Origin of the sequence: Streptomyces sp. NPDC051555 (genome assembly GCF_044454405.1) — a bacterium.
Classification (GTDB): Bacteria; Actinomycetota; Actinomycetes; order Streptomycetales; family Streptomycetaceae; genus Streptomyces.
This window is the reverse complement of sequence record NZ_JBITDP010000028.1, coordinates 56248-76677: the sequence shown is the minus strand read 5'-3', so window position 1 is coordinate 76677 and position 20430 is coordinate 56248. Positions and strand designations below refer to the sequence as shown.

23 protein-coding genes and 1 other RNA gene are annotated in these 20430 nt (G+C 71.5%); 19 read left to right on the top strand and 5 right to left on the bottom strand.

Annotated elements, in window-relative coordinates; all coding sequences use genetic code 11:
• Positions 1 to 43: 43 nt before the first annotated feature.
• The 9 genes from ACIBEA_RS37225 to ACIBEA_RS37185 all read left to right on the top strand — a co-directional run bounded on the left by ACIBEA_RS37225 (position 44) and on the right by ACIBEA_RS37185 (position 6949).
• Positions 44 to 1303, top strand: a complete 1260-nt coding sequence (locus ACIBEA_RS37225) for a serine/threonine-protein kinase (protein ID WP_399267634.1) — start codon at positions 44 to 46, stop codon at positions 1301 to 1303.
• A gap of 221 nt (positions 1304 to 1524) precedes the next feature.
• Positions 1525 to 2745, top strand: coding sequence for a helix-turn-helix domain-containing protein (locus ACIBEA_RS37220; protein WP_399267633.1), 1221 nt, complete (start codon positions 1525 to 1527; stop codon positions 2743 to 2745).
• 234 nt (positions 2746 to 2979) lie between these two features.
• Complete coding sequence (locus tag ACIBEA_RS37215; RefSeq protein WP_399267632.1) at positions 2980 to 3267, top strand: hypothetical protein; 288 nt, start codon at positions 2980 to 2982, stop codon at positions 3265 to 3267.
• 29 nt (positions 3268 to 3296) lie between these two features.
• Positions 3297 to 3461 carry a hypothetical protein gene (locus ACIBEA_RS37210; RefSeq protein WP_399267631.1) on the top strand — a complete coding sequence of 55 codons (165 nt, stop codon included), beginning with the start codon at positions 3297 to 3299 and terminating at the stop codon, positions 3459 to 3461.
• A 77-nt stretch (positions 3462 to 3538) separates the two neighbouring features.
• Positions 3539 to 4570 (top strand): radical SAM protein, encoded by a 1032-nt coding sequence (locus ACIBEA_RS37205; protein ID WP_399267630.1) that lies wholly within the window; start codon positions 3539 to 3541, stop codon positions 4568 to 4570.
• A 47-nt stretch (positions 4571 to 4617) separates the two neighbouring features.
• Positions 4618 to 5208: a dTMP kinase gene (locus ACIBEA_RS37200; RefSeq protein ID WP_399267629.1), complete on the top strand. Its 591-nt coding sequence runs from the start codon at positions 4618 to 4620 to the stop codon at positions 5206 to 5208.
• A gap of 19 nt (positions 5209 to 5227) precedes the next feature.
• Complete coding sequence (locus ACIBEA_RS37195) at positions 5228 to 5701, top strand: hypothetical protein (RefSeq protein WP_399267628.1); 474 nt, start codon at positions 5228 to 5230, stop codon at positions 5699 to 5701.
• Entirely contained in the window at positions 5698 to 6528 is an 831-nt protein-coding gene (locus ACIBEA_RS37190) for an STM4013/SEN3800 family hydrolase (protein WP_399267627.1), read from the top strand. The genes ACIBEA_RS37195 and ACIBEA_RS37190 overlap by 4 nt, the downstream gene beginning before the upstream one ends.
• Positions 6512 to 6949, top strand: a complete 438-nt coding sequence (locus tag ACIBEA_RS37185; RefSeq protein ID WP_399267626.1) for an NUDIX domain-containing protein — start codon at positions 6512 to 6514, stop codon at positions 6947 to 6949. The genes ACIBEA_RS37190 and ACIBEA_RS37185 overlap by 17 nt, the downstream gene beginning before the upstream one ends.
• A 91-nt stretch (positions 6950 to 7040) precedes the next feature.
• Here the strand turns inward: ACIBEA_RS37185 and ACIBEA_RS37180 are convergent, their stop codons facing one another.
• Entirely contained in the window at positions 7041 to 8102 is a 1062-nt protein-coding gene (locus ACIBEA_RS37180) for an isopenicillin N synthase family dioxygenase (protein WP_399267625.1), read from the bottom strand.
• A gap of 325 nt (positions 8103 to 8427) precedes the next feature.
• Between ACIBEA_RS37180 and prfB the strand changes: the two genes are divergently transcribed.
• On the top strand, positions 8428 to 9537 hold the full coding sequence (gene prfB, locus ACIBEA_RS37175; RefSeq protein WP_399267624.1) for a peptide chain release factor 2: 1110 nt from the start codon (positions 8428 to 8430) through the stop codon (positions 9535 to 9537).
• A 102-nt stretch (positions 9538 to 9639) separates the two neighbouring features.
• Here prfB and ACIBEA_RS37170 read toward each other — a convergent pair whose 3' ends face one another.
• Entirely contained in the window at positions 9640 to 9834 is a 195-nt protein-coding gene (locus ACIBEA_RS37170) for a hypothetical protein (RefSeq protein WP_283448847.1), read from the bottom strand.
• 225 nt (positions 9835 to 10059) lie between these two features.
• Here ACIBEA_RS37170 and ftsE point away from each other — a divergent pair, with 225 nt between their 5' ends.
• The 5 genes from ftsE (at position 10060) to ssrA (ending at position 13916) form a co-directional block, all read left to right on the top strand.
• The gene (ftsE, locus tag ACIBEA_RS37165) at positions 10060 to 10749 is read left to right on the top strand and encodes a cell division ATP-binding protein FtsE (protein ID WP_283448848.1); all 690 of its coding nucleotides are present in this window, start codon (positions 10060 to 10062) and stop codon (positions 10747 to 10749) included.
• A 9-nt stretch (positions 10750 to 10758) separates the two neighbouring features.
• Positions 10759 to 11682, top strand: coding sequence for a permease-like cell division protein FtsX (gene ftsX / locus ACIBEA_RS37160; RefSeq protein WP_399267623.1), 924 nt, complete (start codon positions 10759 to 10761; stop codon positions 11680 to 11682).
• Positions 11683 to 11749: 67 nt separating this feature from the next.
• Positions 11750 to 12943, top strand: a complete 1194-nt coding sequence (locus ACIBEA_RS37155; RefSeq protein ID WP_399267622.1) for a S41 family peptidase — start codon at positions 11750 to 11752, stop codon at positions 12941 to 12943.
• A gap of 18 nt (positions 12944 to 12961) precedes the next feature.
• Entirely contained in the window at positions 12962 to 13447 is a 486-nt protein-coding gene (smpB, locus tag ACIBEA_RS37150) for an SsrA-binding protein SmpB (RefSeq protein WP_399267621.1), read from the top strand.
• An 83-nt stretch (positions 13448 to 13530) separates the two neighbouring features.
• Positions 13531 to 13916: a transfer-messenger RNA gene (gene ssrA, locus ACIBEA_RS37145) on the top strand.
• 85 nt (positions 13917 to 14001) lie between these two features.
• Here the strand turns inward: ssrA and ACIBEA_RS37140 are convergent.
• Genes ACIBEA_RS37140 through ACIBEA_RS37130 form a run of 3 tightly spaced genes read right to left on the bottom strand, consistent with a single transcriptional unit; the run spans position 14002 to position 15844 of the window.
• Entirely contained in the window at positions 14002 to 14259 is a 258-nt protein-coding gene (locus tag ACIBEA_RS37140) for a Txe/YoeB family addiction module toxin (protein ID WP_399267620.1), read from the bottom strand.
• Complete coding sequence (locus tag ACIBEA_RS37135) at positions 14256 to 14531, bottom strand: type II toxin-antitoxin system Phd/YefM family antitoxin (protein ID WP_399267619.1); 276 nt, start codon at positions 14529 to 14531, stop codon at positions 14256 to 14258. The genes ACIBEA_RS37140 and ACIBEA_RS37135 overlap by 4 nt, the downstream gene beginning before the upstream one ends.
• Before the next feature lie 29 nt (positions 14532 to 14560).
• Positions 14561 to 15844 carry an MFS transporter gene (locus ACIBEA_RS37130; protein ID WP_399267618.1) on the bottom strand — a complete coding sequence of 428 codons (1284 nt, stop codon included), beginning with the start codon at positions 15842 to 15844 and terminating at the stop codon, positions 14561 to 14563.
• 102 nt (positions 15845 to 15946) lie between these two features.
• Here ACIBEA_RS37130 and ACIBEA_RS37125 point away from each other — a divergent pair, with 102 nt between their 5' ends.
• The 4 genes from ACIBEA_RS37125 (at position 15947) to ACIBEA_RS37110 (ending at position 20391) form a co-directional block, all read left to right on the top strand.
• Positions 15947 to 16915: a LysR family transcriptional regulator gene (locus ACIBEA_RS37125; RefSeq protein ID WP_399267617.1), complete on the top strand. Its 969-nt coding sequence runs from the start codon at positions 15947 to 15949 to the stop codon at positions 16913 to 16915.
• Positions 16916 to 17028: 113 nt separating this feature from the next.
• Positions 17029 to 18390, top strand: a complete 1362-nt coding sequence (locus tag ACIBEA_RS37120; RefSeq protein WP_399267616.1) for a nitrate/nitrite transporter — start codon at positions 17029 to 17031, stop codon at positions 18388 to 18390.
• Between the two features lie 99 nt (positions 18391 to 18489).
• Positions 18490 to 19644, top strand: a complete 1155-nt coding sequence (locus ACIBEA_RS37115; RefSeq protein ID WP_399267615.1) for a uroporphyrinogen-III synthase — start codon at positions 18490 to 18492, stop codon at positions 19642 to 19644.
• Positions 19645 to 19836: 192 nt separating this feature from the next.
• The gene (locus tag ACIBEA_RS37110; protein ID WP_399267614.1) at positions 19837 to 20391 is read left to right on the top strand and encodes a GNAT family N-acetyltransferase; all 555 of its coding nucleotides are present in this window, start codon (positions 19837 to 19839) and stop codon (positions 20389 to 20391) included.
• The last annotated feature ends 39 nt before the right edge of the window (positions 20392 to 20430 follow it).

Genomic DNA, 20430 nt, shown 5'->3' with positions numbered 1-20430 from the left:
CCGCGTAGCTTTGGTGTGTACGCCAGCCGCTGAGGGAGCAGTCGTGGCACGGAAGATCGGCAGCCGGTACACCGCGCACCAGATCCTTGGGCGCGGCAGCGCGGGCACGGTATGGCTCGGCGAGGGGCCCGAGGGCCCCGTCGCCGTCAAGCTGCTCCGTGAGGACCTCGCGTCCGACCAGGAGCTGGTGGGGCGGTTCGTCCAGGAGCGCAGCGCGCTGCTCGGCCTGGAGCATCCGCATGTCGTCTCGGTCCGCGACCTCGTCGTGGACGGCAACGACCTCGCGCTCGTGATGGACCTGGTCCGCGGTACGGACCTGCGGACCCGGCTCGACCGCGAACGGCGGCTCGCCCCCGAGGCGGCGGTCGCGATCGTGGCCGACGTCGCGGACGCGCTCGCCGCCGCGCACGCGGCCGGGGTGGTGCACCGCGACGTCAAGCCCGAGAACGTGCTGCTCGACATGCAGGGTCCGATCGGCCCGGGCGGGGCGCACCCGGCGCTGCTCACCGACTTCGGCGTCGCCAAGCTGATCGACTCCCCGCGCCGGGCCGCGCCGCCGCCGGGCGGCAGCCGGGCCGTGGCGCCGACCACCCGGATCATCGGGACGCCCGACTACCTCGCCCCCGAGATCGTCGAGGGCCTGCCGCCGCGCGCCGCGGTGGACATATACGCGCTCGCGACCGTCCTGTACGAACTGCTCGCCGGGTTCACGCCCTTCGGCGGCGGGCACCCGGGGGCGGTGCTGCGGCGGCACGTCACCGAGACGGTGGTGCCGCTGCCGGGGATCCCCGACGAGCTGTGGCAGCTGATGGTCCAGTGCCTGGCCAAGGCCCCCGCCTCGCGGCTCAGGGCCTCCGAGCTGTCCGCCCGGCTGCGGGACCTGCTGCCCCTGCTGAGCGGGATGCCGCCGCTGGACGTCGACGAGCCGGACGACCTGGAGGAGGAGCCCGAGGAGGCCGCGCCGGCCCCCGCCGATCCGGTGCGCAGGCGGGGCGTGGTGCCGCTGGTCCCCGGGTCGGCGACGGACTCGAACCGGGACACGCACACGTCGATGCGGGTGCCGGGGCCGGAGGAGTTGGCCGGGGGTGCGCTGGGGACGGCCCGGGTGCCGCGGCCCGCCGGCGGGCACCGGCCGGGGTCCGCGCGACACCGGGCCGACACCGTGCGCAAGCGGCGGCTGATGCTGTCCCTGGCGGGGGTGGTGCTGGTGGTGGCCGTGTCCGTCGGCGGCTGGCTCGCCGCGTCCGGTGAGGACCCGCCGCCCGCCCAGGACAGCAAACAGTCCGTCCCGTCCCGGCCTTAGTCCGTGGAGGGCCGTGCAAGCCGCACCCGGGCCCGATGGCAGTGCACGCGCACGCGCCCGGGTGCTGGCCCTCCTGGTCACGGCCCTGAAGAGTGCATTCGTCTTCCGCCCAGGCGTACGGAAGTGCCCCGCACCGGAGACCCGGGCACTTTCCTTCACCCGCTGTCAGGTGGCGGGTACCGTCCCAAGTAGGCAACTACACAGGACGGAGCACAGAAAGCATGCCCCAGACTGCCGCCGTCGGCACGGGTGCGCGCATCGCCGCCTACCGCCGACTTCACCGCCTGACACAGCAGCAGCTCGCCGCGAAAGCCGCCGTCTCTTACAGCCTCCTCGTCAAGGTCGAGCAGGGCCGACGCCCTGCCTCGGGCGCGCTGATCGCCGCGGTGGCCCGCGCAATGGGTGTAAGCGTCACGACATTCACCGGCCAGCCCTACTCCGCCGACCACGCCTACGACCGCCTCGACGGCCCCTTGGCCGACCTGCGCGCCTCCCTCGACAACTTCGATCTCCCGTTGGACGAACTCCCCGTACGGGTCCTCTCGGAGATCGCCACAGACGTGCACGCCGTCCTTGCCGCCCGGCGCGCATCCGGTTATGCCCACATCGCCACCATGGCACCGCCGCTCATCGACGAGCTGGTGCAGGTCTCACAGACGGCGACCGGCCACGCAGCCGAGCGCGCCCACGCCATGCTCGTGCACGTCTACCGGTCGGCGTACGACGTGGCCTACAACCTGGGCTTGTCCGACCTGGTGGCACTGCTGCTGTCCCGCATGGACTACGCCGCGACCCGGTCCGGAGACCCGTACCTGATGGCCCTGTACGGCTATATGCGGGCGTACAGCACGTTCACGACCGGCCGCCTGGAGGTGGGGCAGGCGATCATCAGCCGGGCCCGCGAGACGGTGGAGGCCGGCGTACGGGCCGGAGAAGTCCCCGCGCTCTGTTCGGCAGGAAACCTGCACCTCAGAGCCGCGATGCTGGCCACCCGGCAAGGGGACGGTGACGCAGCCCGCATCCAGCTCGCCGAGGCGCGCCGCCTGGCCGGTGATCTGGGGCGCGAGGTGACCGGCGCGGGCGGGGACGGGCCGCACGTCCAGTCATTCGGCCCGACCAACGTCGCAATTCACGCGGCGGCGATCGAGATGGAACTCGGCCACCACAGCCGCTCCCTCCAACTCGCCCGAGAAGTGCGTCCCCCCGTCGGCTACTTCCCTGACCGGCTCGGGCATTTCCACATCGACACAGCACGTGCACAGTTGTGGACCGGCCGCACGGATGCCGCGCTGGCCTCTCTCCTCAAAGCCCGCTCCGTCGCCCCCCAACAGGCCAAATACCACCCGTCTGTACGGGAGACGGTGGCTGGTCTCGTTCACACCGCCCGCCGTACCCCGGAAACGCTGATCGGCTACGCGACATGGTGCGGTGCCGAAATCTGACCCGCCGCCCCGGCCGTCACACAGAGCCCCCCGACTGTCACACACTGTGCCAGTTGGGGGGGCTCTCTCACGCGTTGACTAGTCATCAGCAGCGCAGCCGGCCCCGTCGACCGCTGTCAGTCAGGCACCCGTACGGCTCCGTACCCGGCACGCCACCATCCCCGGGACAGAGCACACGACCCGCGAGGTGACGATGACCAGCACTCAGGGCACCCCACAGCAGCTGCTCCCCCGGTGCACCCCCGGCAGCACCCGGTGATCCCGGCCTCCGAAGCCAATGTCACGATCGCCGAGGACATTGGACACCGGCTCCTCGGCCGGGACGTCGCGCACCCGGAGACGGGCCGCCGCGGAACTGTTGGCGTGGTCTTCGTCTACACGTCGAAGACCACCGGCCGGATCATCGGGCGGGTCGCGCACATGCGGCCCGCGGACACCTCGGGCCGGGAGTGGACCGCCGATCCCCGCAGCCTCCAGCCGCTGATACCGCTCGGGCACATCAGCCCGGCGGGTACGCGGTGAGCGGGGCGCGGGCGTGGATCGGTGACTGGGTGCAGGACGAAGACCTCCAAGAGGCGATCGTCACCGATGTGATCCGCGGGACAGTGTGGGTTCTGCGTCTGCCGGACGGCGTCCTGTCCGACCAGTGGATCACCACTGATCCGGACAGTCTGACCGTGATCCGGCGCCGCGCCGACGGGTTCACGACCCTATGAGTGCCCTGCGGCGGGGAACCCGGCGCCCGCCCCGGCTTCTCCCCGCTCCATCCCGTTCAAGCGAGAGGGGCACCATCATGACATCCCGGCTCATCCAGCTCACCGCCCCGCTGCCTGCCCACAGCCGGACGGCACTGCACAACTTCGCCCACCTACGGGGACAGCTCCGCGTCTCCCTGACCCCGCGATGCAACGTGGCCTGCTGGTTCTGCCACAACGAGGGCGACGTGCCGCCGCCGCTCACCCGGCGAACACGCGATGCTCAGCCACGGCCGGGCGAGCTGTCCGCGGACGACTTCGTGAACACGATGCGCGAGGTCATCAACGCGGGGATGCGCCGCGTGTACTTCACCGGCGGTGAACCGCTCCTGTCACCGATCGCCCACGACGTCCTCGCCCGGCTCCCGGTCCGGGAACCGGATGTGTCATACACGATGATCACCAACGGAACGTTGATCCGGGCGAACGAGGACTGGCTCCCGTACGCCGGTCTCGACAGGGTGAAGGTGTCCCTCCACTACTTCTCCGACGACACGTTCCGCTCCATCGCGGCCACCCGTATGAGCGTGGACGTGGTTCTCGACGGGATCGACGCCGCCCGCTCCATGTTTCCGAAAGTCGAGATCAACACGCTCATACAGCGTGAGAACGAGCACGAGCTGACCGGCATCCTCGACTTCGCCCTCGACCGGCGGATGCCGGTGCAGTTCATCGAACTGGTGGAAACCGCCTTCAACGCCGACCGGAAGTCGTCCGCGATCAGCGCCGACGGCATGATCCGGCATCTTCGGACGCTGACCAGTGACGAACGCGTCGAATCGTACGGCGCCGGGCAGGGACGCCGCGTGTTCACCGTGGATGGTGTCGAGATCGGTGTCATCCACCGCGACTTGGGCCGCCACCACGTCGGCCAGTGCGGCAATTGCCCCGTCCGTCCGCAGTGCGTCGAGGGGTTCTGGGCGTTGCGTCTGGACCATGCCGGCGGGCTGCAACCCTGCTTGCTCCGCGATGACCTCCGCATGAGCGTGCTGCCGATGCTGGACACCCCCGAGAAGATCCCGGACGCCGTCGCCCGCCACGTGGCAGCGTTCACGGAAGGAACCCTGTGAACGCCCTCAGCGGCCCGTACGCGCCGCCCGTAGAGCCCCGTGGACGCATGGGCCCGTTCGTAGTGCTCGAAGGGGTCTCCGCCGTCGGAAAGTCCACCCTCGCCCAGCTCCTGGCCGACCGGCTCGGCGCGATGCGCCTGCACACCCTCCCCGCCCCGCACAACGGATGGGTCCCCACCGTCCACGTTGAGTTCCAGCCGTTGCCCACGCTCGCGTTCTACCTCTCCGGTCTCCTTCACGCCTCCGACGCCATCCGGGCCGGTCTGGCCCTGCATCCGGTCATCGCCGACCGGTACACCTCATCCGTCATCGCCTGCCAGGCCGCTGTCAGCGGCGTAAGCGTGGGCGCCGTCGCAGGGTTGCTGGAACCCTTCCGCCCCTACCTCGCGACACCTGACGCCACGTTCTACCTCCGCAGCTCCGAGGCCACTCTGAGAGAGCGCATGGGGATCAAGCAGGACACGAAGGAGGACGACACCGCCCTGTTCGCCGTGCCCGGCCGCCTGACAACCCTGTGGGAGAACTTCGAAGCGGTCGCCGCCGCCGACCCCACCGCCGTGTTCCTCGACACTGACGGCCGCACCCCCGACGGGCTCGCCAACCTCATCACCACCCACCTGGAGGAACGGCGTGCTTAACCCCATCGACACAGCCGCAGTGATCCGAGACGGGCAGATCAGCGGGGAATGCCCCGGACAGATCCACGACGGCGTGGCCTGGTGGGTCGGAGCCTGCTTCGTGGCGGTGGCCAAGACCAGCCGTCTCGCCGTCGCCCACGACGGACGGACCCACACCGGCACGTTCCACCTCCGGTTCCTGCAAGGCGCCATCAACTCCGGCCACTGGGCATGCGAGGTCACCGACGTCGGCGCGGCCGACGAGGCGGGTCTGTTGCACGCCATGACCACCCTCGGGGGCGTCCCCGGCGCGTTCCTGGCCACCAGCGGTGACCGGTCCCCGCTCATGCTCGGCATCCGCCTGTACGACGCCGACGGGCGGAGCGTGGAGGATCACAACGGGCTCGGTGACATCCGCGACATGATCGACGCCGACCGGGTCCCCCTTCCCGTCAACGACGCCTGCAAAGGCAGGGTCATCGGCCGCCCCGACCTCATTGGAGCCGACCGGTGATCGATGCTCGCCACGTCATCGAATCCGGCACGAACATCCTGTTCGTCACCCTGGACTCCCTGCGCTACGACGTCGCCCGGGCGACGATGCATGCCGGTCACACTCCCCGCCTCGCCTCCCTGCTGCCCGGCGGACAGTGGGAGGAGCGGCGCACCCCCGGAACGTTCACCCTCCCCGCTCACATGGCGTTCTTCTCCGGGTTCCTCCCCAAGCTCCCCGTCCCCGATCAGCCGCCCCGGCTGTGGGAGTGCCGTCCGCCTGCGTTCAAGACCGTCGCCCCGGGCACGTTCGTTTTCGACGCCCCGAACCTCCTCACCGGCCTCGGCCGGCACGGATACCGCACCGCGTGTGTGGGTGGCGTGACGTACTTCTCCCGTGAAACGCCGCTCGGCTCCGTGCTGCCGGACATGTTCGACGAAGACCATTGGCGGCCCGAGTTCTGCTCACCCGAACCCGACTCCACCCGCCACCAGGCCGATCACGCACTGAGCGTCGCCGACGGGCACCGTGGCCGCCCACTGTTCTTGTTCGTCAACGTGTCCGCCACGCACGTACCCCACGGGCATTACCTCGGCGAAAGCGACGACTCCTGGAACTCGCAGGCCGCCGCACTGACGTACGCGGACGAGCACCTTGGGCGGCTGGTCGAAGGGCTGGTAGTGGAACGGCCGTGGCTGGTCATCATGTGCGCCGACCACGGCGACGCGTTCGGCGAAGACGGCTACCACGGGCGCGGCATCGCACACCCGACGGTGATGAACGTGCCGTTCGCCGCCACGCTCGTACAGGCCGGGTCTACGCTCCCCCAGCATGGAGACACACCCTGAGAACACGCGGGACGCCGCTGTCATCGTCGCCCGCGATGCGTCCGGTCTCGTCGCCGTGCTGACCGCCCGGTTCCCGCAGCACGGCGGCGAGTACCTGTTCCTGCCCGGCGGCCGCCTCGAATCCGGGGAGACCCCGGCAGATGGCGCCCGGCGAGAGCTGCGCGAGGAGGCAGGCATCACCGCCTCCTCGTGGCAGCACCTCGGTACATACGCGATCACACTGAACAGCCCGGCCCGGATGTCCCTCCACCTCGCCGAGAATCTGACGCTGGGGCGGCAGCACCTCGCAGAGGGCGAAGAAGACTTCAAACTGATGTGGTTGCCGATGGCCGACGCCCTCGACGCAGCCGCGGAAGGCCGCTTCCTGCTCCCCGGCGGTCCGCTCGCGCTTCACCTCGCCGAGCGTCGACTGTCCGCCTGAACACCCGTAGGCGGCCTTGCCCGGCCGTCACCCACCGCAGGCGGCCGACGGGCCGAACCCCCGCGCCCGCCGGGAGCACCCGGCCCCGGGGTCAGGTGGCCAGGAAGGACGGGTGCCAGCGGCGGGCCACTTCCGGGTGGGCGCGGACCCAGCCCTTCAGCTCGTTGCGCCCGTACTCCGCGTGCAGCGGATTCGCCGCGTCCTGCGCGAGCCCCGGCGCCGCCCGCAGGTAGTCGCCCGGGACCGTCCTGACGACGGAGTCCAGCCGCGGGTTGTAGAAGAACGGCACCGAGTACCGCTCCACCGCCCCCGGCGGGCTGACCACCCGGTGGTCGGTGGCCCGCAGGTACCCCTGGGTCGCGATCTCCAGCAGCTCGCCCAGGTTCACCACGAACGCCCCCGGCAGCGGCGGCACGTCCAGGAAGCCGTCCCCGCGGCGGACCTGGAGCCCGCCCACCGCGTCCTGGAGGAGGAGGGTGAGGAAGCCGTAGTCCTTGTGCGCCCCCACCCCCTGGTCCGTCCCGGACGGCGCGGAGCCGGGGTAGCGGATCAGCTTGGTGTGCAGGTGGGGGCGGTCCGCGAAGGCCGCGTCGAAGAAGTCCGCCGGGGCGCCGATGGACGCGAGCAGCTCCTGGAGGAGGCGGTGGGCCACCGCCGCCAGCCGGGACTGCCACTCCAGGACCACGGTCCGCAGCTCGGGCAGGGCCGCGGGCCACTGGTTGGGGCCCTCCAGCCACAGGTACGCCGGGTCCTCGGGCCCCACCGGCAGGGCGGCCCGCTCCGCGCCCACGTCCAGCTGGTCGCGCCAGTCGGAGGCGCCGCCGGTGAGCTCGTGCCCGATCCGCGTGTACCCCCGGAAGTGGGGGGAGTTCAGGTTGCTCACGGCGAGCCGGTCGGCTTCGGGGAGCGCGAAGAAGGCGCGGGTCACGTCCAGGATGCGGGCGCTCTCGTCGGCCCCGATCCCGTGTCCGGTCAGGTGCAGGAAACCGGTGTCCCGGGCGGCGGCGTGCAGCTCCGCGCGGAAGGCGTCCCGCTCGGCGGGGTCGTCGGCCCGGGAGAGGTCCAGGACGGGGAGGGAGGAGGGAAGGGGCGCGGGAAGGGACGCGGGAAGGGGCGCGGGAAGGGAGATCGGGGAAGGGTGCGCGGACGGCATGACGGCTCCGTTTCGGATGTCACGTGGTCCTGTTCCCCAGAGGTGGCGGGGACAGCGGGTGGGAGGGGGCCGCCGACAGGGGTGGCGTCGGGGCCGCGCGAGCCGCGTGCAGGACCGGGGGCGAATCGATCAGCTGGGGGAAATCAGGCTGTGGTTCGGTCCGGCGGCAGACAGCCCGTCGTCGTGACACGCATGTAGTCCACATGGCGGCGGATCACGAGGAAGACGGTCATACGCCGAGCGTACGCCCGTTCGGGTCGCCCTTCGTAGAGGGGTATCCGGCCTGGCCGGACGGGTCCGTCCGGGGACCGGCTACGCTGGACCCGTGGCAGTCGTCGATGTTTCCGAAGAGCTGAAGTCCCTCTCCTCGACCATGGGGTCGATCGAGGCCGTCCTGGACCTCGACAAGTTGAGGGCCGAGATTGCCGTGCTCGAAGAGCAGGCCGCGGTGCCGTCCCTGTGGGACGACCCGGAGGCCGCCCAGAAGATCACGAGCAAGCTTTCCCACCTCCAGGCCGAGGTCCGCAAGACCGAGACCCTGCGCGGTCGGATCGACGACCTCGAAGTCCTCTTCGACCTCGCCCAGGAGATGGACGACGCGGACACCCTGGCCGAGGCCGAGGCCGAGCTGGTCTCGGTCCGCAAGGCGCTGGCCGAGATGGAGGTCCGTACCCTCCTGTCCGGCGAGTACTCCGAGCGCGAGGCCCTGGTCAACATCCGGGCCGAGGCCGGCGGCGTCGACGCCTCCGACTTCGCCGAGCGCCTCCAGCGGATGTACCTGCGCTGGGCCGAGCGGCACGGCTACCCGACCGAGGTCTACGAGACCTCGTACGCCGAAGAGGCCGGCATCAAGTCGACCACCTTCGTCGTCAAGGCGCCGTACGCCTACGGCACCCTTTCCGTCGAGCAGGGCACGCACCGCCTCGTCCGGATCTCGCCCTTCGACAACCAGGGCCGTCGGCAGACCTCCTTCGCGGGCGTCGAGGTGCTGCCGGTCGTCGAGACCAGCGACCACGTCGAGATCGACGAGACCGAGCTGCGCGTGGACGTCTACCGCGCCTCGGGCCCCGGCGGCCAGGGCGTCAACACGACCGACTCGGCCGTGCGCATCACGCACCTGCCGACCGGCATCGTCGTCTCCTGCCAGAACGAGCGCTCGCAGATCCAGAACAAGGCCAGCGCGATGAACGTCCTCCAGGCCAAGCTGCTCGAGCGGCGCCGCCAGGAGGAGAAGGACAAGATGGACGCCCTCAAGGACGGCGGAAGCTCCTGGGGCAACCAGATGCGCTCCTACGTCCTGCACCCGTACCAGATGGTCAAGGACCTGCGGACCGAGTTCGAGGTCGGCAACCCGCAGGCGGTGCTCGACGGCGAGATCGACGGCTTCCTGGAAGCCGGCATCCGCTGGCGCAAGCAGCAGGAGCAGGCCTCCTAGGGCCCCTGAACAGCCGAGAAGCCCGGACCCCTGGCAAGGGGTCCGGGCTTTTTCGATCGGTACGTGCGGCTCCCCGCGGGCCGTACGGGCCCAGGCGGCTGCCTACGCAGCCTGGTGCGCCACCAGCGCGAGCGCCGCCACGAGCACCACCATGAGCGCGATGAGCGTCATGGGGTTGAGGTTGGCGAAGGGGCGGTCCTCCTGCTGGAGGCGCTCCCTGTTCGCCCGGCACACCGGGCAGCGGCCCTGACTGACGGGCGCGGCGCAGTTGGCGCACACGAGCCGGTCATATGTCATGCGCTGTCCTCCTCTCGTCCCCATGTACAACGGCAGTGGGAACCAGTCCGTTCCCCCTACCACTGTGCCAGCTCCCACGACATTCGGCGCGGCCCGTCCGGGCAATCGCGATCCGACCTCTCCCGCACCAGGGGATATAACGGACAACTCCGGATGCCGGGTCCCTAGCCTGCGCCCATTCGCGTATGGTCACGCTCACCTACTCCCGGCGACCGTGGTGCACCCGTGATCCGATTCGACAGTGTGTCCAAGTACTACCCGAAGCAGAGCCAGCCGGCACTCAGGGACGTCTCCCTGGAGATCGTCAAGGGCGAGTTCGTCTTCCTGGTCGGCTCCTCCGGCTCCGGCAAGTCCACCTTCCTGCGGCTGATACTGCGCGAGGAGCGGGCCAGCCAGGGGCAGGTCCACGTACTGGGCAAGGACCTCGCCAGACTCTCCAACTGGAAGGTCCCGCACATGCGGCGCCAGCTGGGGACCGTCTTCCAGGACTTCCGCCTGCTCCCGAACAAGACGGTCGCGGAGAACGTGGCCTTCGCCCAGGAAGTCATCGGCAAACCCCGCGGCGAGATCCGCAAGGCCGTCCCCCAGGTCCTGGAACTGGTCGGACTGGGCGGCAAGGAAGGCCGGATGCCCGGCGAGCTGTCCGGCGGTGAGCAGCAGCGCGTGGCCATCGCCCGGGCCTTCGTCAACCGCCCGGCGCTGCTCATCGCGGACGAGCCGACCGGCAACCTCGACCCGTCGACCTCGGTCGGGATCATGAAACTGCTGGACCGGATCAACCGGACCGGCACCACCGTGATCATGGCGACGCACGATCAGCAGATCGTCGACCAGATGCGCAAGCGTGTCATCGAACTCGAACAGGGCCGTCTCGTGCGCGACCAGTCGCGCGGCGTCTACGGCTACCAGCACTGAAAGGACGCCATGCGCGCCCAGTTCGTCATGTCGGAGATCGGCGTAGGCCTCCGCCGCAATCTCACCATGACCTTCGCGGTCATCATTTCCGTGGCCCTGTCGCTGGCCCTGTTCGGTGGCTCCCTGCTCATGCGCGACCAGGTGAGCCAGATGAAGGGCTACTGGTACGACAAGGTCAACGTCTCGATCTACCTCTGCAACAAGAACGACGCCGAGGCCAGCTCCGGCGCCTCCTGCGCCAAGGGCGCGGTGACGGCGGAGCAGAAGAAGCAGATCGAGGCCGACCTCAAGAAGATGGACCTCGTCGAGACGGTCGCCTACGAATCGTCCGACGACGCCTACAAGCACTACAAGGAGCAGTTCGGGCACACCGCCCTGGCCGCCTCCATCACCCCGGACCAGATGCCCGAGTCCTTCCGCGTGAAGCTGAAGAACCCGGAGAAGTACAAGGTCATCACCACCGCCTTCGCCGGGCGGGACGGGGTCCAGTCGGTCGAGGACCAGCGGACCGTGCTGGACAACCTCTTCCGGCTGCTCGGCTACCTCAACGTGGCCGCGCTCGGCATCATGCTGATCATGCTCGTGGTGGCGCTGCTGCTGATCGTCAACACGGTGCGCGTCTCGGCGTTCAGTCGTCGGCGGGAGACCGGGATCATGCGGCTGGTGGGAGCCTCCAGCTTCTACATCCAGGTGCCGTTCATCATGGAGGCCGCGTTCGCCGGGCTGATCGGCGCGGCGCTCGCCTGCGGCATGCTCGTCTCCGGCCAGTACTTCGTGATCGACCACGGCGCGGGGCTGCGCCAGAAGATGGAACTGATCAACTTCATCGGCTGGGACGCGGTCCTCACCAAGCTCCCGCTGGTACTGGTCATCGGCCTGCTGATGCCCTCCCTCGCGGCGTTCGTGGCGCTGCGCAAGTACCTGAAGGTGTGACGAGCGCCCCGTGGGCGGTGCGGCCAACCAGCCGTGCCGGCGCGGGGCTTGTCCTAGACTCGGCGCCATGCCGGGCCGCCCCGTCCCTCTCTGTCTCCGGCCCCGCGACCTGCGTCGCGGGGCCGCCGTGACGTTGGCGCTGCTCGGCGCCCTGGGCGGGCTGGGCGCCGCCGTCAGCTCCGGGTACCGACCCGACCCGGGCGAGGGGGGACGTACCCCCACCGGTACGAGGGCCCCCGCGCCCGCCGGCGCGGGGAAGCCCGGGACGGCCGACCGGGACGCCGTCGCCCGGGCCGCGGCCGAGGCCGTCGCCGAGGGCAAGTCGGGCAAGAGCGCCGCCCAGGACGTGGTCAGCCGCAGCGGGGACCGCTGGGGCGTGGTCTACGACCAGGGCGAGTACGCCTCCTTCGAGGACGACCTCGACGGCCGCTACACCGGGGTCGGGCTCTGGGCCGAGCGCGGCTCCGACGGCCGGATCGCCGTGACCCGGGTGGCGCCCGACGGACCCGCCGCGCGCGCCGGACTGCGCGCCGGCGACCGGCTGACCCGGGTGGACGGGGAGCCGGTCACCGGGTCCACGGTGGCCCAGGTGGTGGCCCGGCTGCGCGGGGACGCCGGCACCGCGGTCACCCTGGAGGTCGTGCGCGACGGCGCGGACCTGACCGAGACGGTGCGCCGGGCCCGGCTGAGCACCGAGGCCGTGACGGTCCGCGAACTGGGCAAGAAGGTGGTCGTCATCAAGGTGTCCTCCTTCACCCGCGGCTCGGGCGAGCGGGTCCGGGAGGCCGTGCGCGCGGCCCCCGCCGGGGCCGGGGTGCTGCTGGACCTGCGCGGCAATCCGGGCGGCCTGGTCACCGAGGCGGTGACGGCCGCCTCCGCCTTCCTGGACGGCGGGCTGGTGGCGACGTACGACGTGCGGGGCGCCCAGCGCGCCCTGTACGCGGACCGGGGCGGGGACACCGCCCGGCCGCTGGTCGCGCTGGTCGACGGCGGCACGATGAGCGCGGCCGAGCTGGTCACGGGCGCGCTCCAGGACCGGGGGCGGGCCGTGACGGTCGGCAGCCACACCTTCGGCAAGGGATCGGTGCAGATGCCGACGGAGCTGGCGGACGGCTCGGTGGCCGAGCTGACGGTGGGGACCTACCGCACTCCGGCGGGCCGCAGCCTGGACGGCCGGGGCATCAGCCCGGACCTGACGGCCGCCGAGGGCGCCGAGGAGCGGGCCCGCACGGTATTGGGTGGCCTCGGGGTGGGTCCTTAGTGCAAAAATGGCCGCACTATGGCTAAGGAAAAAGGGCGCAAGCTGATCGCCCAGAACAAGAAGGCGCACCACGACTACACGATCATCGACACCTACGAGTGCGGTCTCGTGCTCACCGGTACCGAGGTCAAGTCCCTGCGCCAGGGCCGTGCCTCGTTGGTGGACGGCTTCGTCTCGGTGGAGAGCGGCGAGGCGTGGCTCTACAACGTGCACGTGCCGGAGTACAGCCAGGGCACCTGGACCAACCACAGCGCCCGCCGCAAGCGCAAGCTCCTCATGCACCGCGAGGAGATCAACAAGCTGGACTCGAAGACCGGCGAGACGGGCAACACGATCGTGCCGCTCTCGCTGTACTTCAAGGACGGCCGGGCCAAGGTCGAGATCGCGCTCGCGAAGGGCAAGAAGGAGTACGACAAGCGCCAGTCGCTGCGGGAGAAGCAGGACACGCGCGAGACGAACCGGGTCATTTCGGCCGTGAAGCGCAAGGAGCGCGGCCAGCTGTAATCTCCTGGCATCCCGTGGTCCACTTCGCGTACCATGGGCGCAGCACCTCCCCCACGGGGTCGTGCGGCTTGAAAAATAAACATGGGGATGATCGGTTTCGACAGCGGATGTCGATGCAGGTGAAGCGAGCCGAGGAAGCGACAATGATCTCGTTAACCACCTGTCGCAAACAATAATCGCCAACAACAGCGATAACTCCCGCTTCTCCCTCGCTGCCTAATAACAGCGAACTGAAGCCTCTGTGAGGAGCGTCAGCCCGGGGATGGTCCCGACCCGGATCCTGGCGTCAATTAGGGATCTAAACCTCTAGCCCCGGTCACGGGGGGTAGGGGGAAACCAAACAGTGACTGAGCCCGTCGGAGACTTGTCCGTGTGATCTCCGGGGCCGAGAAAAGCGCAGCGGAATGCGCTCGGAGAAGCCCTGCTTCTGCACCGCTGGACGCGGGTTCGATTCCCGCCATCTCCACCACCCCATGTGGGCGAAGGCCCCGCGAGCCGTTGAGGCTGCGGGGCCTTCGTCATGTCCGGCGCCGATGTGGGACCGCTCGCCCCGGTCAGTAGTGGTAGCGGGCCTTGAGGATCTTCACTTCCTTCTCGTCGGCGCGGTAGACGAGCCGGTGTTCGTCATCGATGCGGCGGGACCAGTAGCCCGAGAGTTCGCCTTTGAGGGGCTCGGGCTTGCCGATCCCACCGAACGGGTCTCGCTGGATCTCGCCGATCAGGCGGGTGATCCTGCGGGCCATTTTCCGGTCCGAGGCGAGCCAGAAGAGGAAGTCCTCCCACGCGGCGGGGTCGAAGTGGGCGCTCCTCACTCCTCGCCTCCGGCCATCTCCCTCAGGTCGTCCAGTGTCCTGGTGACCGTGGTCGCGCCCGCGCGGTCGCGGGCGACCGCTTCCATCAGGCGCTTCGCGTTCTCCGGGGACCGGAGCAGGTAGACGGTCTCCTGCCAGGAGTCGTAGTCGTCGGCGGCCATGAGGACGGCATCGCCGCTCTTGGAGGTGATGCGCACCGGGGTGTGGTCGGTGTTGACGCGCTCGATGAGTGGAAACAGGGTCGCCCTGGCTTCGCTGGCACTTATGGACATGGCGTGACTCCATCCTGGACGGTACCGGTCTACCGTACCGAACTCGTACCGGAAAGTCGTACCGATCTCGCGCCACCGAGGAGGAGGGCCAACAGCGCCGCGGCGGCCGGGAGGGCGTAGGACGGGGTGGGGCCCCAGTGGTCGACGGCTGCGCCCGCGGTGGCCGAGCCGGCCGCGATGCCCGTCAGGATGGCGGTGACGGCCAGGGTCATGCCCTCGTTGAGGCGGGCCGCCGGGGTGGCGCGCTGGACCAGGGACATGGCGGTGACCATCGTCGGGGCGGTGGCCATGCCCGCGAGCAGCAGGGCCGCGGCCAGGGCGGCCACCGATCCGGTGGTCGCGGCCGCCCAGGGCAGGGTCATCAGGGCGGCCAGGGCGCCGACGCAGCCCAGCAGGCCGCGCGGGCGCAAGGCGCCGTAGAGCAGGCCGGCCGCGCAGGAGCCCGCCGCCTGGAGGGCCAGTACCGGGCCGGCGGTCGCGGCCAGGCCGTGGCCGGTGAGGTAGGCGATCGAGGTGACCTCCATCGAGCCGAAGACCGCGCCCAGCGCCAGGAACAGCGCCAACAGCCCCGGAAGCCCCGGGGAGCGCAGCGGCGAGCGGTGCCGGTTGCGTCCGGCGGGCGGGGGCTCGGTGGCCCGCCGGGAAGCGAAGAGGAGCATGCCGGTGAGCAGCAGGGCCGCGCCGGTGAGGGTGCCCGCCTCGGGGAAGGCCAGGGAGCACAGGGTGGCGGCGAGGACCGGGCCGAGCAGGTAGCACAGCTCGTCGGCGGCCTGCTCGAAGGACATCGCGGTGTGCCGGGCGGCGGGGGAGTCGCGCCACAGGTGGGTCCAGCGGGCCCGGGAGAGGCCGCCGATGTTGGGGGTGGTCGCGGTGGCGGCGTAGGAGGCGAAGAGGGTCCAGGCGGGGGCGTGCGTACGGACGCACCACACCAGGCAGAGCGAGCCGAGGACCGCGATCAGGGTGGCGGGGAGGGCGATCCGGGCCTGGCCGTGCCGGTCGACGAGCCGGGCGGTGAAGGGCGCGACGACCGCGGTGGCGGCGAGGCCGGTGGCGGTGACCGCCCCCGCGAGGGCGTACGAACCGCGCTGGCCCGCGATCATCAGGACCGCGCTGATCCCGAACATGCCCATGGGGAGCCGGGCGAGGAGGTTGCCCGCGGTGAAGGCCCGGGTGCCGGGGATGGCGAACAGCCGCCGGTACGGGCCGGGGGCGCGCCGACGCCGGACGGAGGCGGGGGCGGGGGCGGCCGCGAGGACGAGGGTCGCGCCGGTGACCGTCATCAGCGGGGCGGGGGTGGTGGGGGAGGCGGGCATGCGGCAAGCCTCGCGGCGGGCCCCGGGCGCGGTCCAACACCTGTTCCGGGGTGATTCACGCACCCCTGTTGTGAATCGGGTCGGGCCGGATAGGCTGCCGCGGTGAACGCGCGCGAGGTGGACCCCCGGCTGCTGCGCGCCTTCGTCGCCGTCGCGGAGGAACTGCACTTCACTCGGGCCGCCGCCCGGCTGTACGTCGCCCAGCAGGCCCTCAGCCGCGACATCGGCCGCCTCGAACGCATCCTGGGCGCCCGGCTCTTCGTCCGCACGACCCGCCAGGTCGAGCTCACGGCCGACGGGGAACGGCTGCTGCCGCACGCCCTGCGCGTGCTGCGCGCCCACGACGCGCTCGCCGCCGCCTTCGGCGCGACCGAGCGGCCCCTGCTCGTCGACCTCAACTCCGAAGGCCCCGGCACCGCCCGCCAGGTGCTGGACCGGGCCCGCGAACTGGCCCCGGAACAGGAGCTGATGGCCCGCTTCGAGAGCGGGCTGACGCACAGCGCCGGGGAGATCGCCGCCGGCCGCCTGGACGTGTCCTTCGGCCGGTTCGGCGGCCTGGCCCCGGCCCTGCGCGCCCGCCTGGCCCACCAGCCGGTGCGCTTCGAACCGCTGGCCGTCGTCCTGCCCGAGGACCACCCGCTGGCGGCCCTGGCCACCGTGCCCGTCGCCGCGCTGGCCGGCGAGACCGTCTACGCGGGCGCCGGGAACCCGCGCACGGTGGAGTGGACCGACCTGGCCCGGCGCCTCTTCGCGGGACGCGGCACCGTGCTGGCCCCGCCCGCGCCCGTCGCGGTCGGCAAGGAGGAGTTCCGCCGGGTCATGGCCAAGACCGGCCACCCGGTGCTGGCCACCGTCGACTTCCCCGACATGCCGGGCTGCGTGCGCCGGCCGCTGACCGACCCCGTGCCGCTCTCGCCGCTGTCCATGGTGTGGCGCAAGGGCTTCGACCACCCCGGGCTGAGCGCGCTGCGCACCGCCGCGGCCGGGCTGGGCGCCGTACGCGGCTGGCTCGACCTGCCGGACGGCGGCTGGCTCCCCGACGGCGACGCGGAGCTCATGCGCTCACACTGAGCCGCCGCGCCGGGTGAGTGCACGGTATCCCCGCGGTCATCCGGCGGGGACCGGGGGCGAAACGAGCCGTCCCTACGGTCGTCATCACGGAACACGAGAGCAGTGGAGGCGTGATGACCGCACCGCGCACGGGCGGCCGCTGGATCGAGCGGTGGGATCCCGAGGACGAGACCTTCTGGCAGGAAACGGGACGCGGGGTGGCCCGGCGCAACCTCCTCTACTCGGTGCTCTCCGAGCACATCGGCTTCTCGATCTGGTCGCTGTGGTCGGTGATGGTCCTCTTCATGGGCCCGGGCTACGGCATCGACGCGGCCGGGAAGTTCACCCTGATCGCCACCGCGACGTTCGTCGGCGCGCTGGTGCGGATCCCGTACACCTTCGCCGTCGCCCGCTTCGGCGGCCGCAACTGGACGATCTTCAGCGCGCTGACCCTGCTCGCGCCGACGGTGGCCGCGCTGGTGGTGATGGAGCCGGGGACCTCGTACGGGACCTTCCTGCTGGTCGCGGCCCTGACCGGGGTCGGCGGCGGGAACTTCGCCTCCTCCATGACCAACATCAACGCCTTCTTCCCGCTGCGCGAGAAGGGCTGGGCCCTCGGCCTGAACGCGGGCGGCGGCAACATCGGCGTCCCCGTCGTCCAGCTCGCCGGACTGCTGGTCATCGGCGTGGCCGGGGCCGGGCACCCGCGGATCCTGCTCGCCGCCTACATCCCGCTCATCGTGGTCGCGGCCGTGGCGGCGGCCGCGCGGATGGACAACCTGGCGCCCGTGCGCAACGACACCGGCGCGGTCCGCGAGGCCCTGCGCGACGCGCACACCTGGATCATGTCGCTCCTGTACGTCGGCACCTTCGGGTCCTTCATCGGCTACAGCTTCGCCTTCGGGCTGGTCCTGCAGACCCAGTTCGGCCGGACCCCGCTCCAGGCCGCGTCGCTGACCTTCATCGGGCCGCTGCTCGGCTCGCTGATCCGGCCCGTGGGCGGGCGGCTCGCCGACCGGTACGGCGGCGCGCGGATCACCCTCGCCACCTTCGTCGCGATGGCGGCGGCCACCGGCGTGGTCATCACGGCCTCGGAGCGGTCCTCGCTGCCCGTGTTCCTGACCGGGTTCGTGGCCCTGTTCGTGCTCAGCGGGCTCGGCAACGGATCGACCTTCAAGATGATCCCCGGCATCTTCCAGGCCAAGGCGCTCGCCCGGGGCATGGGCGGCGAGGCCGCGGCCGCCTACGGGCGACGCCTTTCCGGGGCCGCCATGGGCCTCATCGGGGCCGTGGGCGCGCTCGGCGGGCTGGGCATCAACCTCGCCTTCCGGGAGGCCTTCACCACCTCCGGCACGGGCACCACCGCCTTCGCCACCTTCCTCGGCTTCTACGCCGTCTGCTGCGCGGTGACCTGGGCGGTATACCTTCGCCGGCCCGCCGCCCGGCCCGGCACCGCCCCGGACACGGCCGCGAAGCCGCAGCTCACGTCGGTGTAACGGCGGTTAACGGCGCCGAAATACGGGTGAACCGAGCCTGACACGACGCCTTGACAGGCTCGGCACACCCTCACACCCCCATGCGCAAGGCAGGTCACCATGGACGACACACAGGCCGGCCCGTCCGCCACCGGGCCGCTCGCCGGATTCACGGTGGGGGTCACCGCCGCGCGGCGCGCCGACGAGCTCATCGCGCTGCTGCGGCGGCGCGGGGCGGTGGTCCTGCACGCGCCCGCGCTACGGATCGTGCCGCTCGCCGACGACAGCGAACTGCTGGCCGCGACCAAGGAACTCGTCGCGTGCCCGCCCGACACGGTGGTCGCCACCACCGCCATCGGCTTCCGCGGCTGGATCGAGGCCGCCGACGGCTGGGGGATCGGCGAGGAGCTCCTGACCCGGCTGCGGGCCACGGAACTGCTGGCGCGCGGGCCGAAGGTGAAGGGCGCGGTCCGGGCCGCCGGCCTGGTCGAAGCCTGGTCGCCGAAGTCGGAGTCGCTCGCGGAGGTACTGGACCGGATGCTCGCCGGCGGGGTCGACGGCCGGCGGATCGCGCTCCAGCTGCACGGGGAGCCGCTGCCCGGGTTCGTGGAGGCGCTGCGGGAAGCCGGGGCCGAGGTGGTCGTCGTACCGGTGTACCGGTGGATGCCGCCGGAGGACCTGGCGCCGCTGGACCGGCTGCTGGACGCGGTGGCCGCGGGGACCGTGGACGCCGTCGCCTTCACCTCGGCGCCCGCCGCGGCCTCGCTGCTCGCACGGGCCGCGGAGCGGGGGCTGACGCGGCAGGTGCTGGACGGGCTGCGCGCGGGCGTGCTCGCGGCCTGCGTGGGGCCGGTGACGGCGCTGCCGCTGGAGGCGCAGGGGGTGGAGACCGTCCAGCCCGAGCGCTTCCGGCTGGGGCCGCTCGTGCAGGTGCTGTGCCAGGAGCTGCCGGGGCGGGCCCGGGTGCTGCCGGTGGGCGGCCACCGGGTGGAGATCCGGGGCCACGCGGCGCTGGTGGACGACCAGCTGCGGCCGGTGCCGCCCGCGGGGATGGCCCTGCTGCGGGCGCTGGCCCGGCGGCCGGGGTGGGTGGTGTCCCGTGCGGAACTCCTGCGGGCGTTGCCGGGGGCGGGCCGCGACGAGCACGCGGTGGAGACGGCGATGGCGCGGCTGCGGGTGGCCCTGGGGGCGCCGAAGCTGATCCAGACGGTGGTCAAGCGGGGCTACCGGCTGTCCCTGGACGCGGGCGACTGCTCGGGGCCCGAGGGGGCCTAGCCCTTTGCCTCCCGTTTTCGGAGCCGCCGGGGGCAAGTCCAGCCCCGCCGGCGTTTGAGGCGCCCCCGGAGGGCGGGTGCGGCGCCGCCGCCGGGGCTCCGCCCCGGACCCCGCGCCTCAATCGCCGGCGGGGCTTGGATGGCCGGGGTGGCCGTTCCCGCCCCGCCGGGCAGCGGTCGGTACCGTGGGCGGATGATCGCTGATGGAGTGGACATACGGGAGATCGTCCTCGGGGACGCCGCGGGGCTGGCCGACGTGCTCGTGCGCAATCGTGCGCACATGGCGCCCTACGAGCCGCCGCGCCCCGCGGACTTCTACACCGAGCACGGGCAGCGCGAGCGGATCGAGGCGACGCTCGCGGACCGGGACGCCGGGCGCACCCGGCAGTACGCCCTCGTCGAGACGGAGAGGGACGGCGGCGCACTGCTCGGCACCATCACCCTCCAGAACATCGTGCGCGGCCCTCTGTGCAGCGCCGGCGTCGGCTACTGGGTCGACGGGGAGCGGACCGGCCGGGGGCTGGCCTCCGCCGCGCTCGCCGAGGTGATCCGCGTGGCCCGCGACGAGCTCGGCCTGCACCGGCTCGCGGCCGGGACCCTGCTGGACAACCTCGCCTCGCAGCGCGTGCTCGCCAAGGCCGGCTTCGAGGAGTACGGCCTCGCGCCCCGCTACCTGTACATCGACGGGGCCTGGCGCGACCACCGGCTCTTCCAGCTCCTCCTGCACGACGATCCGCCCGCTGCATGAGGCTTCCGCCCGGGCCCGCACCGGGGGCACTCTGGTGGG